This is a genomic window from Bacillus sp. EB106-04-02-XG92 (assembly GCF_058791995.1).
Genome location: NZ_JBYTEA010000004.1, coordinates 52,753 through 68,878, shown reverse-complemented (window position 1 = coordinate 68,878; position 16,126 = coordinate 52,753). Strand labels below are relative to the sequence as shown.

17 protein-coding genes are annotated in these 16,126 nt (G+C 32.5%); 3 read left to right on the top strand and 14 right to left on the bottom strand.

Annotated features, from left to right (window positions below; genetic code table 11):
* Nucleotides 1–99: 99 nt before the first annotated feature.
* From AC3WVA_RS11730 to AC3WVA_RS11705, 6 genes are all read right to left on the bottom strand, one after another.
* Complete coding sequence (locus tag AC3WVA_RS11730; protein WP_098880969.1) at nt 100–753, bottom strand: MBL fold metallo-hydrolase; 654 nt, start codon at nt 751–753, stop codon at nt 100–102.
* 66 nt (nt 754–819) lie between these two features.
* Entirely contained in the window at nt 820–1,227 is a 408-nt protein-coding gene (locus AC3WVA_RS11725; RefSeq protein ID WP_098345657.1) for a GNAT family N-acetyltransferase, read from the bottom strand.
* A 611-nt stretch (nt 1,228–1,838) separates the two neighbouring features.
* The gene (locus AC3WVA_RS11720) at nt 1,839–2,309 is read right to left on the bottom strand and encodes a DMT family transporter (protein WP_098880970.1); all 471 of its coding nucleotides are present in this window, start codon (nt 2,307–2,309) and stop codon (nt 1,839–1,841) included.
* A gap of 16 nt (nt 2,310–2,325) precedes the next feature.
* Nucleotides 2,326–3,021 carry a Crp/Fnr family transcriptional regulator gene (locus AC3WVA_RS11715; protein WP_492321923.1) on the bottom strand — a complete coding sequence of 232 codons (696 nt, stop codon included), beginning with the start codon at nt 3,019–3,021 and terminating at the stop codon, nt 2,326–2,328.
* A gap of 19 nt (nt 3,022–3,040) precedes the next feature.
* The gene (locus AC3WVA_RS11710) at nt 3,041–3,466 is read right to left on the bottom strand and encodes a DMT family transporter (RefSeq protein WP_071758204.1); all 426 of its coding nucleotides are present in this window, start codon (nt 3,464–3,466) and stop codon (nt 3,041–3,043) included.
* Nucleotides 3,467–3,645: 179 nt separating this feature from the next.
* A complete protein-coding gene (locus AC3WVA_RS11705) occupies nt 3,646–4,131 on the bottom strand; it encodes a DUF2798 domain-containing protein (protein ID WP_098880972.1) in 486 nt (161 codons plus the stop codon).
* 203 nt (nt 4,132–4,334) lie between these two features.
* Between AC3WVA_RS11705 and AC3WVA_RS11700 the strand changes: the two genes are divergently transcribed.
* Nucleotides 4,335–4,937, top strand: coding sequence for a DUF2441 domain-containing protein (locus AC3WVA_RS11700; RefSeq protein WP_001972497.1), 603 nt, complete (start codon nt 4,335–4,337; stop codon nt 4,935–4,937).
* 33 nt (nt 4,938–4,970) lie between these two features.
* On the top strand, nt 4,971–5,912 hold the full coding sequence (locus tag AC3WVA_RS11695) for a nucleoside hydrolase (RefSeq protein ID WP_142342008.1): 942 nt from the start codon (nt 4,971–4,973) through the stop codon (nt 5,910–5,912).
* Nucleotides 5,913–6,076: 164 nt separating this feature from the next.
* Here the strand turns inward: AC3WVA_RS11695 and AC3WVA_RS11690 are convergent, their stop codons facing one another.
* From AC3WVA_RS11690 to AC3WVA_RS11680, 3 genes are all read right to left on the bottom strand, one after another.
* Nucleotides 6,077–6,943 (bottom strand): MBL fold metallo-hydrolase, encoded by an 867-nt coding sequence (locus tag AC3WVA_RS11690; protein WP_098880974.1) that lies wholly within the window; start codon nt 6,941–6,943, stop codon nt 6,077–6,079.
* 192 nt (nt 6,944–7,135) lie between these two features.
* The gene (locus AC3WVA_RS11685) at nt 7,136–7,765 is read right to left on the bottom strand and encodes an immunity protein Imm33 domain-containing protein (RefSeq protein ID WP_071758199.1); all 630 of its coding nucleotides are present in this window, start codon (nt 7,763–7,765) and stop codon (nt 7,136–7,138) included.
* A gap of 48 nt (nt 7,766–7,813) precedes the next feature.
* Nucleotides 7,814–8,602 (bottom strand): class I SAM-dependent methyltransferase, encoded by a 789-nt coding sequence (locus AC3WVA_RS11680; protein ID WP_098521246.1) that lies wholly within the window; start codon nt 8,600–8,602, stop codon nt 7,814–7,816.
* Between the two features lie 134 nt (nt 8,603–8,736).
* Here AC3WVA_RS11680 and AC3WVA_RS11675 point away from each other — a divergent pair, with 134 nt between their 5' ends.
* Nucleotides 8,737–9,474: a ZIP family metal transporter gene (locus AC3WVA_RS11675; RefSeq protein WP_098345652.1), complete on the top strand. Its 738-nt coding sequence runs from the start codon at nt 8,737–8,739 to the stop codon at nt 9,472–9,474.
* Nucleotides 9,475–9,525: 51 nt separating this feature from the next.
* Here the strand turns inward: AC3WVA_RS11675 and AC3WVA_RS11670 are convergent, their stop codons facing one another.
* From AC3WVA_RS11670 to AC3WVA_RS11650, 5 genes are all read right to left on the bottom strand, one after another.
* On the bottom strand, nt 9,526–10,530 hold the full coding sequence (locus AC3WVA_RS11670; protein ID WP_492321922.1) for an ABC transporter permease: 1,005 nt from the start codon (nt 10,528–10,530) through the stop codon (nt 9,526–9,528).
* A 1-nt stretch (nt 10,531) separates the two neighbouring features.
* Nucleotides 10,532–11,398: an ABC transporter permease subunit gene (locus AC3WVA_RS11665; RefSeq protein ID WP_141539654.1), complete on the bottom strand. Its 867-nt coding sequence runs from the start codon at nt 11,396–11,398 to the stop codon at nt 10,532–10,534.
* Nucleotides 11,399–11,448: 50 nt separating this feature from the next.
* Nucleotides 11,449–12,711 (bottom strand): MFS transporter, encoded by a 1,263-nt coding sequence (locus tag AC3WVA_RS11660; protein ID WP_341013622.1) that lies wholly within the window; start codon nt 12,709–12,711, stop codon nt 11,449–11,451.
* 222 nt (nt 12,712–12,933) lie between these two features.
* On the bottom strand, nt 12,934–13,965 hold the full coding sequence (locus AC3WVA_RS11655; RefSeq protein ID WP_098880978.1) for an alpha/beta hydrolase: 1,032 nt from the start codon (nt 13,963–13,965) through the stop codon (nt 12,934–12,936).
* A gap of 272 nt (nt 13,966–14,237) precedes the next feature.
* Nucleotides 14,238–16,121 carry an FtsX-like permease family protein gene (locus AC3WVA_RS11650; RefSeq protein WP_098347561.1) on the bottom strand — a complete coding sequence of 628 codons (1,884 nt, stop codon included), beginning with the start codon at nt 16,119–16,121 and terminating at the stop codon, nt 14,238–14,240.
* Between the last annotated feature and the right edge of the window lie 5 nt (nt 16,122–16,126).

Genomic DNA, 16,126 nt, shown 5'->3' with positions numbered 1-16,126 from the left:
CTTCAAACATGCTTTTTTATCATTTAAGTGTTTTATGTATACACCAACAATTAGACTACACTTTAGCATCCATTATTAAAAAATTATTATCTTTACCTTTTACAAATTTTGAAGTTGAATCTTTATATTCCCCTTACTTAATCCCCCGTGGTAACAAACTACAGATTCAATATCTAGATTTAAATACTTCTTCAAAGACTGCCGTGCTTCCATAATATTTAAAGTTGTTGGAGCATGAACTCCTCCTAACACTCCATTCACACTATACATCGAGTCTCCAGCGACAAGAATTTTGCTTCGTTTCAAATATAAACTAATATGCCCCGGAGTATGCCCTGGAGTATGGAGAATTAGTATCCCACCGCAATACGGAAGTTCTTGCCCGTCAATCACAGTGTCACTCACTTTTCCTTTTGGTAGGTTCTCTAATTGTACATCTTTCAATAAAGGTAAATCTCCCTCAATATATGGCTTATCTAACTTGTGCGCATAAACTTTAATATCGCTTACACCATTCTCCAATACATTAGGAAGGCTACCTATATGATCTATATCCTGGTGTGTCAAAATCACAACTTTTACCTTATCAACAGATATCCCAACTCTCTCCATCTCTACTTGTATATCTTCAAATTGTCCAGGGAAACCAGTATCTATTAAAACTGCCATTTCATCATCCCATAAAAGAATTGGGTGAATTATAAATTCTTGAAACTCAAGTTGTAACATTTCTACTCCTTTAGCAATCTCCATACAGTAACTCTCCTTTATACTGAAGTTTGAAAATATGTACGAGTATACTGAAAATATAAAGCGCCGCTATCTCATAATATGCTTTGTCATCCCAATAGAGAATACTTCAAACCCCATAGATTCATAATAAGATTGCAATTTTTCCACACACATAAGTTGCGGAATAACCTTGTTTTGTTCGCAGTGATGGATTAATCGTTTCACTATGTCTTTTCCAATACCAATATACTGATACTCCGGCATTACACATACACCGCAAATAACGCCTGTTATTACTCCATCGGATATAACACGCCCCATCCCAATTAATTGTTCCTCTTTAAATGCGTATATTGCATACCAACTTTGTTTACACATTTGTTCTAATTCATTCACTGTTAATTTAAGAGAATTCCATCCTAAAGATTCATATAAAGCTAATAATTCATTAAATTTTGTAGGATGTTCACTTGTGTAGTGTATACTATTTTTCATGTAAATACTCCTTATTCTATAGTTTGTTAATGTTCCATAAAATTTCCCTTATGAAAATTGCGATTGACGTGAAAATAACTAGAACAACCTTCAATAAGAAAGATAGAATTCCTTCTCAACATAAAATAAAAAGAAGTTATCTCACTTGAGATAACTTCTTTTATGTAAGACTCTCATTATATTATCAACCAAAAAATATACAACTGCATACGATTAGCACAAACAAAACTAATAAACCATTTGAGAAATAACCCATTGAATACTACCCCTTTATTAAATTATGTAAAAGATTTTATCATAAAATGATTTACAACTTAATAACTGAAAAAGACATTGTATTCATTAGTTATATATGTTTAGTAATATTTTATTTTCGGTCATATTCTTCTTAACTTAAACCACTTCTCATCCCCTTATACTTAAGTTCTGATAACCTCAGAACAATACATAAGAAGACCTCAACTTATTGACGTCTTCTTTTCAACTACACTAATAGCTAATTCACGTTTTTTATCGAATATATATAAACCCTTCACTAACAGAGACATGTATGAAATGCCTTCCCCAATACATAAACATCTATAATCTGATTATTAACATCCTTATAACCTTTAAATCTCATCCTCAGTTATTCTAATAGCTCTCTTATTCGAAAAGATATTTTTAAAAATTCCTACTCCAAAAATTAATAAGCCTATACCAACTAACTTATTTATTTGTAATGGGACGATCTCCATTCCGAACAATCCAAATGTATCAATGGATAATGCAACGACCAATTGAGTAATAAGACTAATTAGCACCGTATATGCTGGACCTAAGCTCTTTATTGCACCCATTATACAAATAATTAACCCGATGCCAAACAGTCCACTTACATAAAACAAATAATTTGTAGTATACACTTTAATGTTAATACTGTTTTCTGTAATGATATAAAATAGAATAGAGCTAATGAGACCTATTCCAAGGACACATGTAGTCGTTAACCACTGTCCTTCATTTTCATTTACTTTTGCATTAAAAACAGATTGTAAGCTAATTAATATTCCTGCTAATATAGCTAAACTAAATCCAATCAAAATCTTCCTCTCCCCTTCATTGCTCATATATATTATCTTTAGCGACTTCCTTCATTCTAGAAAAATCTTTAATTACAATAACTCCATTACTCTTTTCAATTAATTTTTCATTATAAAATTTTTGTAATACCCGTATTACGTGCCTATAACTTCCCCCTATAAAATCCGCAATACTCGTTACCGAAGTTGCATCCAAATCCCCTTTATACATATTCCCGTTACAATCTGTTGAAATTGAAAATAAATAACTAGCTACACGTACTTCTACAGGATAAAGTAAATTAAGAGCTGTAAAACGAGTCGATATTTTTAATGTGTTCGCAATGTTTTCAAGCAAGAAATTCATTAATTTAGGATGTTGTAATAACTTGTTTCTAATAACCGTATGAGAAATAGAGATCGCTACAACTTCGGAACAAGCTTCAACCGCATTATGCGCTTTGCTATTTTGTATGAATTCAATATCACCAACAACCGCCAATAGATTGATAAAACGAAGAATCAGTTTCTTTCCCTCTGGTGTAATCGTATAAACCTTTACTTTACCTTTAACAACAAAATATAAACGATCCATTTCGTCATCTATATTGCAAATAAGCTCGCCTTTTTCAAAATGATTTAATTGAAAATAAACTGTATCTATTTCTGAAAAAGCCTCTAGTGTTTTATTGGTTTTCAAGTAATGAATAATTAAATCTGATCTATTCTCCACTTTCATTTCCTCCTTTCATTTACATATTAAATACAACAATACCTATAATCATTACTATTGTTCCCACAATATGATATCTCTCCATCTGTATCTTTTTCATTTGAAATAATCCTTTCATCTCAATAAAAGTTGCTGTTAACAATTGCGCAACCATAAGTGTACCTGCTGTCAATGTAACTCCTAGTGAATATATTGCCAGCGTTTCCGCACAAATAATTAATACACCAAATGCACCCGCTGCTAAATATATTTTTTTCACACGCTTTAAATCCGTTACTTTCTCTTCTTTCTTTAACAAAAATATTGTTGTTGCAATAATGAAGCCAATTAAATGCGTAATAATACTTGTCGACCATATACCAATATGTGAACTAAGTTTTGCATTAAATGTGCCTTGAAGTGTAATAAATACGCCAGCAAATACAGCAAATACAATGCCTTTCAAAAAATCATCTCCTAATCTTCTATTTCTGACTTAATTAAAAGCTATAATCCTATATAGGCAAAAGGACAAATGTCACATCAGTATGAAAATAACTGCGAATGACCATAAAAAAACACACCTCAAAATATTTGAGATGCACTTTTATTTTTTATTAATATATATAATTTTAATAATTATAACTACGCTACATTAACAGATTTCTTCTTCAAAACAAACTTTCCAAATAAGAAACGCACTAGCGGCCCCATAATAATTAATTGTAATGGATACGCCATAATGAAGTTTTTAATAAAAATCGAGAAATACATTGAAACGAATGATTCACCATGTAACCCATTATGCAAATACATCATAGCCATACCATAAAACGACATGAAGAACACCATTCCGATTACCATCGTTGTTGCCATCGAAATAATAATATTTACTTTTTTCGATTTATCAAACGGTAACGTGAAGACAAGTTTTTTCGCACAAGGTCCAACGATACATATTTCAATTAATAGTGCAATAATGAATCCAATTAGTAGTTCTAATGCGATCTCCTTAATATGAATTGGCCCTCCTGATCCATTCGTTAGTAAATTGTAAAACGTCATTACGATAACCATCCCAAGGCACATCATCATACCAAATTGGAGATTTTCCTTTCTTGTTGTTGGCAAAATTCATCATCCTTTCTCTTTGAGTCTTTGTCATTATATCGATATTGGAAACCTCTTCGTAAGTGAACATTTTGTGAACAAATTTAAAACGTTTTCATATATTTTCTTTACTTTCAACTCAAATTCTCACTTTTACTTATAAAGGTTTTACATATTTCAATGTTGAATTACTAAATTTAAACATTACTACTAGGAGGAGAACCATGAATGAACAAGGATTTTTCGTATATCATATCGTAACAAGGAAAAAAATGAAGATCGGACAAAGCATTCAATTTAATAAAAATCAAACTAATACGTTATTCCACTTCTTTTTTGAAAGAGAACATTTAAATTCTAGTGGTGAAGATTCTATACAAATATTAAAAGAACATTATACAAATGAAGAATTACATATAAAGAATGAAAATGCTACAGTAGTTATGAATTACATGGATCAAACAATTAGAGCCATTAGAGAAACGATTGTGGAAATGGTTAGGCTGCAAGAATATCCTGATTATCCATCAAGGTTGTCTTGTTTATATGCCGCTAAAAGCTATGAAGATGCTTTAAAATGGAAAGCATTATTTGATTCTTACAATCGAGAAGTTTTGCAGATTGTTAAACTACGAGTAATCGGAAGTTCTTTTGAAGGTGACGGGAATCTTTTACCGAAAGAAGATGCTATTCCTTTTTCTCAAAAAATGGAACAAGCTAGAGAATATTGGAAAGGAAATGTGAATAACGAACTCCCTGAACTACTCATTAATGGCGAAATTGAAGTGGTTGAAATTATTGATGACTTTTCCTCAATTCATGTTTAATTTCTAACTAAATCAAATAGGATGGAGATTACAATGATGAAAAAAGTGTACTTCAATCATGATGGTGGTGTAGATGATTTAATTTCACTATTTTTATTACTTCAGATGGATAATGTCAAACTTGCAGGTGTTTCAGTTATCCCTGCTGATTGCTATTTGGAACCAGCAATGTCTGCAAGTCGCAAAATTATTGATCGCTTCGGCAAAGGAAATATTGAAGTAGCCGCATCAAATTCCCGTGCCAAAAATCCATTTCCAAAAGATTGGCGGATGCATGCATTTTATGTAGATGCTTTACCAATATTAAATGAGTCTGGAAAAGTTGTAACACCCGTAGCAGAAAAACCTGCACATCATCATTTAATTGAAACTTTACTACAAACTGAAGAGAAAACAACTTTATTATTTACGGGTCCTCTTACCGATTTAGCGCGTGCACTATATGAAGCACCAATAATCGAAGAAAAAATTGAACGTCTTATTTGGATGGGAGGCACATTTCGTACTGCCGGCAACGTTCATGAACCCGAACATGATGGAACAGCTGAGTGGAATTCGTTTTGGGACCCTGAAGCAGTAGCCCGTGTTTGGGAATCAAAAATTAAAATCGACTTAGTAACGCTAGAAAGTACAAACCAAGTTCCATTAACTATAGACATACGTGAAAGTTGGGCAAAAGAGAGAAAATATATTGGTATTGATTTCCTTGGTCAATGCTATGCAATGGTTCCTCCTCTCGTTCACTTCTCAACGAACTCTACTTACTATTTGTGGGATGTATTAACTGCTGCGTTTGTAGGAAAATCTGATCTTGCAAAATTACAAACAATTAATAGTACTGTTCATACATATGGACCTAGCCAGGGGCGTACAATGGAAACTGTTGATGGACGACCTGTAAATGTAGTATATGATGTAAACCACAATGGATTTTTTAACTATATAACTGAATTAGCGAAGAAAGCTTCTACTTGAACCTCTATCTATACGAAAAATAGATAGAATGACATTGCTTCAGACGATGAACTCCCATATTTAGAATTTGGTTAAAACTACATATTTAACTATTAAAAAGAGTATTGAATTAAATTTCAATACTCTTTTTGCGCAATTTTATTCAATTTGATTAATGTTGTGTTTTACAGATTATTCATTTCATAACCATTTACAAAAAACGTTATTGTTTCTATTTCATCTTCATTTAATTCTCTATTTACGTCTCGTTTATATGCTTCCTTTATATTCTCTTCATCGCCTTTATGAGCTTCTGTATATGTTCCTACTGTTTTTAGCAAATACATCTCGTTTAAAAATTCATCCCTACTTATAGCTGTCCCATGAGACAGAATATATGTCTCCGCATCAAATTTCTCTAATTCATCTATTAATTTAAACGTTCGTTTCGTCGTATAATTCCACTTTGAAGAAAAGATATCTGCATATATACAGTCTCCTAAAAATAATATCTTTTCTTCTTTCACGTAAATAACAACTGAATCATGTGCATGATCTCCGCCGACATGTTTTAACACGCATGTCACTTCACCAAGGTCTAATTCAATTTGATCCTGGAACGTTAAGGTTGGAGGAATAATTTTAATATTTCTCTCTTTTTCTTCAAACTCTTTTTTGATGCAATCCGCACAAAATGCAATTTCAGTACCCTCTTTTACGCGTGCGTCCAACGCTTCATCTGTCCATTCATAAAATACTAGTGATTGCATTTCTTTTTTCGTTTCAGCATGCGCAATAGTTAATGCATTTTGTAGTACAGGCAATCCAAAAATATGATCCCAGTGCCAATGCGTTAATGCTACGAGATCCGGACTTGATACATTTTGTTCTTTTAGCATTTCTAGAAATAATTGTGCATGTTCTTCTGAATTCCCAGCATCAATCATTAAAGTTTTATCTCGTCCAACGACCATTCCTAATATAGGTCTATCTGTTTCAGAAACAGGTGTCATATACCAAAATGAGTTTCCTATTTTTTTAATTTGCTGCATTACAAAACCCTCCATTTACTACTACTCTCTTCAATTTCCACCACTTTTAAATTTCTGCGATCTAACATAATAACTATTTCACTTTATTCATATACTGTTCTTGTACATGCTGCATTAAATCTCTCATCTTCTTTTCAGCAGGATGCTCTTGATTCTCTAAATGTACTTTTCTTTAAAACATAGTAAATTCTTCTATCCATTTAAATATGCATCCCAATCGTAGTCTTCAATTTTATAGAATCTACCTTCATCATTTCTTTCATATGCACATAAAGGTGGTTCCTCAAGAAATTTTAAAATAGAATCATCTATATTCAAAATGACTCCAATTGAAATAATTTGAAAGTTTTTAGGATTATTGACATAGTCATCACTTTCATAACCACTCAGTATTGACCAACCAGAGTCACCTTCTTCTCTTGAATCCTCTTTAAGCATAAAGTTAAATTCTCTTTTTTCAAGTACATCATTACTAACAATTACCTTCGTATCAAAATAAAAGTCCCAATCTTTTGAAGCTGGATCGTTATATTCCGTATCGCATATATTGTCAATTCCAAATGAAATTTTATCACCTATTTTTAAATCTAAACGATACGGATTATTATTGAGTGTCCCTACAAAATTTTTCTCGTTCCTTTCAGTAATTTCAACCCACATTCTTTCACCATGAAACCCATCTTCTTCCTCATTTTTAGATACAAAAATTAACTTTACCAAATCTCCAACCTTTAACTTCTCCAACACTTCTGAACTAGGAAGGTAGAATGTATAGGGCGCTTCTTTATTTAATTCATAAACATTATCTAGGTACCAAGGCATCTTTTTCTCTCCTTACAAACTTTTTACACTCATATTTTTAAAATAATATTATTTTTTCTTCTGACTAACTACTACCATAGAATAGCAGTCTTCTCCTAACTCATTTCCTTCCCAATCATTATATATATGTAATAGTTCAAAACCATTCGCCACTAATACTCTTTCTAACTCCTGCGGATAAGTATAGCGAAGATCAATCGTTGTTTTCAGTTCTTCTACTTGCACATCACCCTCATAAAACCTTCTTGTTGTTATGTAGTGCTGTATTTGCTGAATTGAATCATATGTCATTTCAGTATATAAATCACATTTTCTTCCCTTTTCATCACTAATAGTTGTCCAATATTCTTCTGTAGATGGTTGTATTAATTCTTCTTTTGAAGGAAAACGTGTATCGAATATGAATATACCATTATCAGCTAACACATGATGAATAGATGTTAATAACTTATTTTGATCAGTGTTCGTAAGAAAATGTTGAAATCCATGGCCAACCATAAATGCTAACGGAATTGTTTCTTCAATCTTCAATTGTAAGCAGTCTTGTTGTAACCATCTTACTTTCTTATATTTCATAGATTTTCTCTTCGCTTCAGCAAGCATTCCTTCATGTATATCTACACCGATTATTTTATATCCGTTTTCTATAAAGGGAATGGTAACTCTTCCTGTTCCGCAAGCAATATCTAGAATCCATTCATTTTTGATATTTAGTTTTTGTGCCCATGATAGTAAAAACGGAAAATCTGAAAAACTTTTATTTTCCGCATCATATCGTTTTGGATTTTCATATTCAGAAAGACTCCATTTTGTTTGCAATTGTATTCCCCATTTCATTTTCCACTTATATTTAATATATAAATTATAACGAATTGCTAGTTTTTTCTCTATAATCAAACACAATTACTTGGACTAATCTAACTTTCCTTTTCGTAAGCTAAAAATAAGCGGAAAAATCGGAGTGTGATACGATGGAACGATTATGGATTCCTATGATAGTTACATTTTTTTCATTCGGTGGATTACTATTAGGCGGTGCTGTCGGCATTGCTACGCGCCAGCTAATTGAAGAAAAAATGCATCGTTTATACGCATTATGTGGCGGAATTTTGCTAGGACTTTTATCTCTTGAAATTATTCCTGAAACTTTTTCAAGCTTTGAAATAATTGGTCCTATACTTGGTATAGCTATCGGTATTTTAGTTATGAGCTTATTAGATAACTATTGTCATCATCCAATGATACATAAAAAAGATCAACAAGCTTGGCAAACTTTCCTTTTTCTCTCTTTCGCTATATTTATTCATAATTTGCCGAGTGGATTTGCTTTAGGTACAGCTTTTATTAATCATGCTGACTCTGCCATTCCTTTTTTAATAGCAATTGTCGTTCACCATATTCCTGAAGGATTAGCATTAATTATCCCCTTTCTCTTTACAAAGCATAAATATGTTTCCTTTTTATTAACAACTTTATTACTTTCTCTTATTCTCGGTACTGGTACGGTTTTTGGCATTTTGATGGAAGGAAAAGCTCTACATTTACAAGGACTCATTATGGGGAGTGCTATCGGTTCACTTGGCTATGTTACAATTCATGAAATGCTTTGGAAGGCAAAGAAACAGCTTTCTTTCCTTACATTTTTAATGTGGGCAACTGGTGGATTTTTACTAATAATAGTGTTTACTCTATTAACTGGACACCACTAAATGAAACGAAAAAAAGATAGCTGAAAACGATTTGTCTTCAGCTATCTTTCTTTATTTTTGTAGCTCTCTATAGAAAGAAAAATCATTCACAGTATGTTGCACTTGTATCTCTTCCTTCCTTTCTTTATCTTTACTCTTAGTCATTCTTACATTTCCCAGTTTAATCGCATCTTGCATACTATTACTAACTAGATTTCCCGCTAAAATTGTCATACTATAAAAAGCAATTGGTATAAGTACAATCCATGTATGTGTAGTTAAGTGACGGAAGTTTTGACCAATTAGGCCAGTCCATTCTTTTGTTACACTATCTGGATCCATTCCACTGAAGGTTATAGTTCCACCAAAAAATAATTGCAACAAACCAAGGTGTAAAAGAAGCAATAAAGTACTCACAAATTGTTGAGCTACTAATAAAAGAAATGGTGGTAACATATGCGGCCATATATGGCGCTTCAACCGATGCCACTTACTTCCACCGAGCACAGTAGCTGCCAACATAAATTCTTCTTTCTTAATACGCTTTACTTCTTGCGCTACATACAACATAACCGTTGGTACAGCAAGACATACAAGAACTATAATTTGAAATGCGACCCGCAAATACAACGGCACAACTTCCGCTCCACTGTCAAACGTTAAAACTTCATTTAGCATAAAATAAGAAATCATGACCATTGGTACAATACTAAAAGGATCAAAAAAGGATGAAATAACTGGAAAAGAACGTTTACCATACATACCAAACAGTAAACCAGCTCCCCCTCCAACTATAACTCGTAATATCGCTATAATTATACTCGCTCCAACTGTCCATTTCGCGCCTTCTATTATTAATTGAACAAGGTCGCGGCCTTTCACATCACTTCCAAACCAAAATTTACTTGATGGCGAAAATGGAGCTGCCTCTAGTTCTCCTTTTTCGTTATACATCATCGTAAGTTCACGAATATTCCCATCAAAAAACAACGTATATCCAATACTAACAATCATTAGTACACTCAAAAAAGTAATACCTATCCAAAATCTCACATCTCTTTTTACAACTTGCCACATGTTACACACGCTCCTTTATCACATTTTGTAAGAGCGTATGTAATATACGAAATAGTATAAAAAGCGGTACATATAATATTACTAGACTCACCATAAATATTTCTAATTTTGAATTTCCTTTCACAAAAACAAACATACCATATGTATTAAATATCCATTCAATAATATATAAATTGGAAAGCATAAATAAAATATTTGTTTTCGCGTAATAAATTGTCGTTAATAAAACATTTCTTGAAATATGATGTGTCAAAATATACCGTAAGCTTAGCCCTTTACTCTTGGCAAACAAACTATAATCTTTCTCTAATTCTTCTTTAAACCGTAATAACAACAGTTTAATAAACAATAATGTTGTTGGTATTGTAAGACATATAATTGGTAACAAACGTATCCTTTCTTCCCCTAATCCAGCCAGTTTGATCGGCATAAATCCTGTTTTTTGAAACATAATTACGACAAGAAGTTGCGATAATAAAATAAGTAATATATCTGGTATACTCTCAAGCGTAAGAAAAATCCCGTTCCACATTTTCTGTTTCATATGAGAACGCTGTAATACCCAAATGACAAGTATATACGCAATAAGCAAAGAGAGTAAAAAAGCTGAAAGAAATACAATCATCGTTTCAATATAATGAATCCATATTTGCGGAAATAATTTTCTTGAGTCCCGAAATCCATATGTTATTTCTCCTGGTTGAAGTAACTTTCCCCCAAGAAATACAATCGTGTTCCAAAAACCGATTAAATCAATTTGCAATCCCTTAAATAAACGCGGTAGTGCACCTAGACAGATTATACATAAGATTGCAGCTAATAATTGTAAACATGTAATCCCACACCACTTAACCATTCGCATCAACATAACGATTTCCCCTTACCATTAAACGTAATATTCGAAAAAAACTAAATATATCACATCTCTTTAGCTACAGCATGTACTTGCTTTTGCCCACTTGGTAGAATAGCTTGATATAAACACGTAACAAAAAATAATAAACCAAATAAAATAATAAACAATGTATCTGCACGAATCCATTTCGGGAACAACATCGCTATCGCACCGAGGGATAACAGCTGGAATCCTGTCGTTAATGGACTAAGTAAACTTTGAACACGTCCCATGAATGATTCTTCTACAATTTCATACATCCACCCCATGATTGCAACATTAATAAACGGTAAAAAGAAAGTCGCAAAAGCGATACATACATAAAAAGACCATACGTGGTTTACAAAGTAACACATACCGAAAAAGACTCCTGAGCCCGCCATACCAAATACAATAATAGGTTTGGGTGCATATTTCTTACCTACACTTGTTGCTACTATACTTCCAATTAGTAATGAAATTCCTCCAACCACACCGCCCACCATCGCTAAACTTTCATACGTTGTTGGTGCTAATTTGTATTTTAATATGTAAGTTGTTGATACGCTTAAAATACCATTCAATAATCCAAATACAATAAATCCTAGAAGTAATTTTTTTAAAGTTTCATTTTGGGACATATACTTGATCCCTTCTTGAAACTCTGTTATTAACATTTTCAAATTAACTTCTTTCCATTTTGTTCTCCCATTTGGCAAACGAACTTTTTCTGGAATGGATATCGTTTGAATCAAAATACCACTCATAATAAAGGTGAACGTATTTACTAAAATGCTCCCGTATATTCCAAAAGTCCAGTACACCATCGTTGCAATTCCTACACCAAACAAGGCATACAAACTATTCATCATTTGATTCACACCTGCTGCTGCACCGTATTGGTCGGATTCAACTACTCCCTGTATCATCGACTGTTCTGATGGAGAGAAAAATTGTATACATGCATTTTCCAAAAATAAAAATATAAAGACGAGTATAATCATCCCGTAATAAAGCGAAATTAGAATTCCGATATTACAGAGCGAACAACATATGTTACTTACCGTACAAATACGCTGTCTATCAAAACGATCCACTACTGTCCCTACTAATAGAAAAAAGATTAATGCAGGTAATGCCATCATAATTTGTGTCATCGTTGCGTAAACTGGTTGTTTTCCGTATTGATCTAGCAAATAAAACATTAAAGAAACTCCAGCAATCATAGAACCGAGTCGCTCTAAAATATTTGCTAGAAAAAAACGTGCATACACTTTGTTGCGAAATAACTGTAGCATTTCTTTCATACTTCTAACCCTTTCTCTCGACAAAATTTTATTATTCTAGTCATTTCTTGGAAGTTATATTATATTTTTCGACTATTATCCAATCTTTTCCTTCTGTATAAAGAACATTATAAAAAAGACTCTTGTTTTTTTATACAAGAGTCTTTTTTATTTAACTTCGCTTTTTGTAATGATATATCTCGCTAACTTTTTTTAATTCTCTATAGTCCGGATACACTTTATTTATTTTGCAAATGTATCGCACATCCACTCATAAAACCTTTCCTTCTCTTCAAATTGCGGATAATGCGCGGATTTTTCAAAAGTAATAAATTCTTTTTTCTCTGCTTCAATCGTATTAAAATATGTTTTTGCCGCATGTGATGAAGTGTTATAATCATATTTCCCCATAAGGAAATAAAACGGTAGCTTCATTTTAGTCACCTTATTAGGCAATGGATTTTTTAAATCCTTTTCTAATAAGACCGTTTGAGAATGTAATAATCCAATATTATAACGAATTACGTCTAACAAGTTATATTCATTACTGAGTAACATCCCCATGTTATCACCATCTGGATTTTCAATGAGTCTTGATGTTCCACCATATTTCGCAACATAATTTCTCGGAGTGTATGTATCACCATTTTTAATTTTTTCAGTCAACCCATTTAAATAGGAAACCTCATCTGTATTCCCAGCATTTTGTGCCTGTTCAATCACATAGTTTAAACTATCCATTTCACTTTCTACTGTATCACTCATTTGTCCAATGCCAACATAAGCTTCATATTTTTCAGGGGCTTTATTGGCAGCTTGCATTCCGATATAGGTACCGTAAGAATGACCAACCAATATTAATTTTTCTTTACCTAGACGTTTTGAAACATAATCTGTCATAGCTAATAAATCTTCTACAAGAAGTTCTGATGTAAGATTCGAATAGTCTTCAAAGAAATGATACGACTTCCCGCTCGCTCTTTGATCGTAATTAACAACTGTGAATCTCTCTTCCAATAATTTTTGGTATTTTTGCGCATATGGTATTTCTGAAGTACCTGGTCCACCATGTACAAAAAGAATTACGGGATTGTTCTTATCTTTGCCGCGTATCATAATTTCATGACCACTTCCATTTATCTCAACTTGCTCTAATGTACTTATACTGTTTTTCCCTTTTATTTGCGAAGTCCATGTAGGAAATATTAGTGCTACGATTAATAATAGTGTAGTGATGGCACCAATAAGTTTTATTAACTTTATTATCTTCTTCATAAGTAGTTTCCTTTCTTTTAAATTTATAAAAACATCAATTTCGTTCTGCAAAACTAGCCCAAAATAATATGAATGAACAACAATTGTACTTTCTAATTTCGCCATCATCTTTTATACATTCTTAATATCCCATACACTTCTTAACTTTCAGCTATATAAACCCTTAACATTTTCTTAATTTTCAATATAAAATTCATAGAAAGACTCGATCACAATGTATTAGAAATAAAGAAAAAAGCCCTTGTTTTCTAAACAAAGACTCTGTTCTTAAACTATTTAGCTACCTCTTCTTTCGGCATTACCATACCTTTATAAAGTTGGACAGTTATCCAGTAATAGATGAAATAAATGACTAAGAAAATCCCTATCGGCACCCACACCTTTACAAACGGGTCAACTAATATAAAGCTAAATAAGTTAAGTCCTACTAACACGTGGGAAATTCCAATAATTGCTGGGAAGATAAATAAATATGAAATTTCTTTATATATACTTTTCGTTAACATACTACGTCTCACACCAATTTTTCGTAACATTTCATAACGTCGTACATCACGAGAAGCACCTGTTAATATTTTGAACATAAGAGAACTTGCCATCATTGCTAAAAAGGCAATTCCGAGGAAAAATCCCATAAACATTGTTCCGCTCATAAAACTGCTCGTTAACTGATAAATTGTCATTTTCGTAAATATGTCTACTTTTGTACCTGTTGTTTTTTCAATTTGTTCTTTTTGTCTCTTATCTATTTCAATCAACAACGGTTTATACTTTTTCATATCATCTACTTTTGCTAATGTTACAGTGTGTTCTATTCCTTGAATTCCTTTATAATAGGCTTCATCTGCAATTCTTACAGGTTTTCCGTTGAATTGATTATGTGTAATTTGTATCTCTCTTGCAATCGCATTTTCCCAATCTTTTGGCATACGAGGAAGCTTATTCGCTACTTCAGGAGCTTCCAAAGCAGTATAAACAGGTTCAGTTAAAGGTTCAGCCACACGTTTACGAGCAGGCTCTTTTAAAGTTTTTGTATCAAAGTGATCGGAAACGAGTGGTGGTTTCTCAGTTAAGTCATTACGTAAATAATAAACCGCTTCTCCATCTACTTTATACTTATACTTGCTTTCTTCTACAATTTCCATTTCTTTTAAGGCCGCTTTATCTTGATCATTTGGATCATGAATTACAACATCATATACACGAGAAAAGTCTGTCATAATGCCTACATTTTTTTGAAATGCCATCCCTGCCGTCATCGCACCTGCACCTAATGCAATTAACATCGCTACCGTACCTAATACTCTTGATAAACTATTTACTCGAAATCGTAGCTGTGCATATGTAAAACTATTTAAACCCGTTTCATTTCGTTTTTTATTCCCTTTAATTTTCATAACAAAAAATGGGAGCAATGAACTAAAGATAAAATATGTTCCAAGTGTTGTAACGATTGTCGCTATTATAAAACCGAGTTCAGCAAACATTTTTATATTGACCATAAAATAGTAACCTGTACTTACTAGCAGTACACCGTTTACTGTCATTATAATAATGCGAGTTTTACTTTTCTTCACTTCATCTAGCGTTTCATCTTCACGAATTAACTCTAGTTCGGTTTTACGTAACAATCGGACACTGTTCATTAAGCCAGTAATGAAAAATAGTATTAAGAAGAAAATAGCTGTAACTAAAATTGCTGGTATGTATATAGATGCGTAACTACCTTTTGCTGAAATTTCCATACCATTCATTAAAAAATTTCCTGCTACACTTGCAAGTAACATCCCTACTAAAATCCCGATAATAATGCTGACAATACCCATACCGAATGTTTCAATAAATAATAACTGTGCTACTTTTTTCTTTTTCGCGCCGAGCATCATATACATACCGAGTTCTTTTCTTCTTAATGTGAGTAAGAAAGAATTGGCATATATAATATAAAATACAGTAATGAAAGATAATAGTATGGCACCTACCCAGAATACGAGTCTAATACTACTAATAAGACTATTATCCTTCGTAAATTCACTATTCATCGCCATCGTTTGGAACATGTAGAAAATACTAATACTAATAACGAGACCAATAAGTAAAACCATATAATCTTTTAACATCTTTTTCATACTATGACGTGATAATTTGAATAGCATAGTCT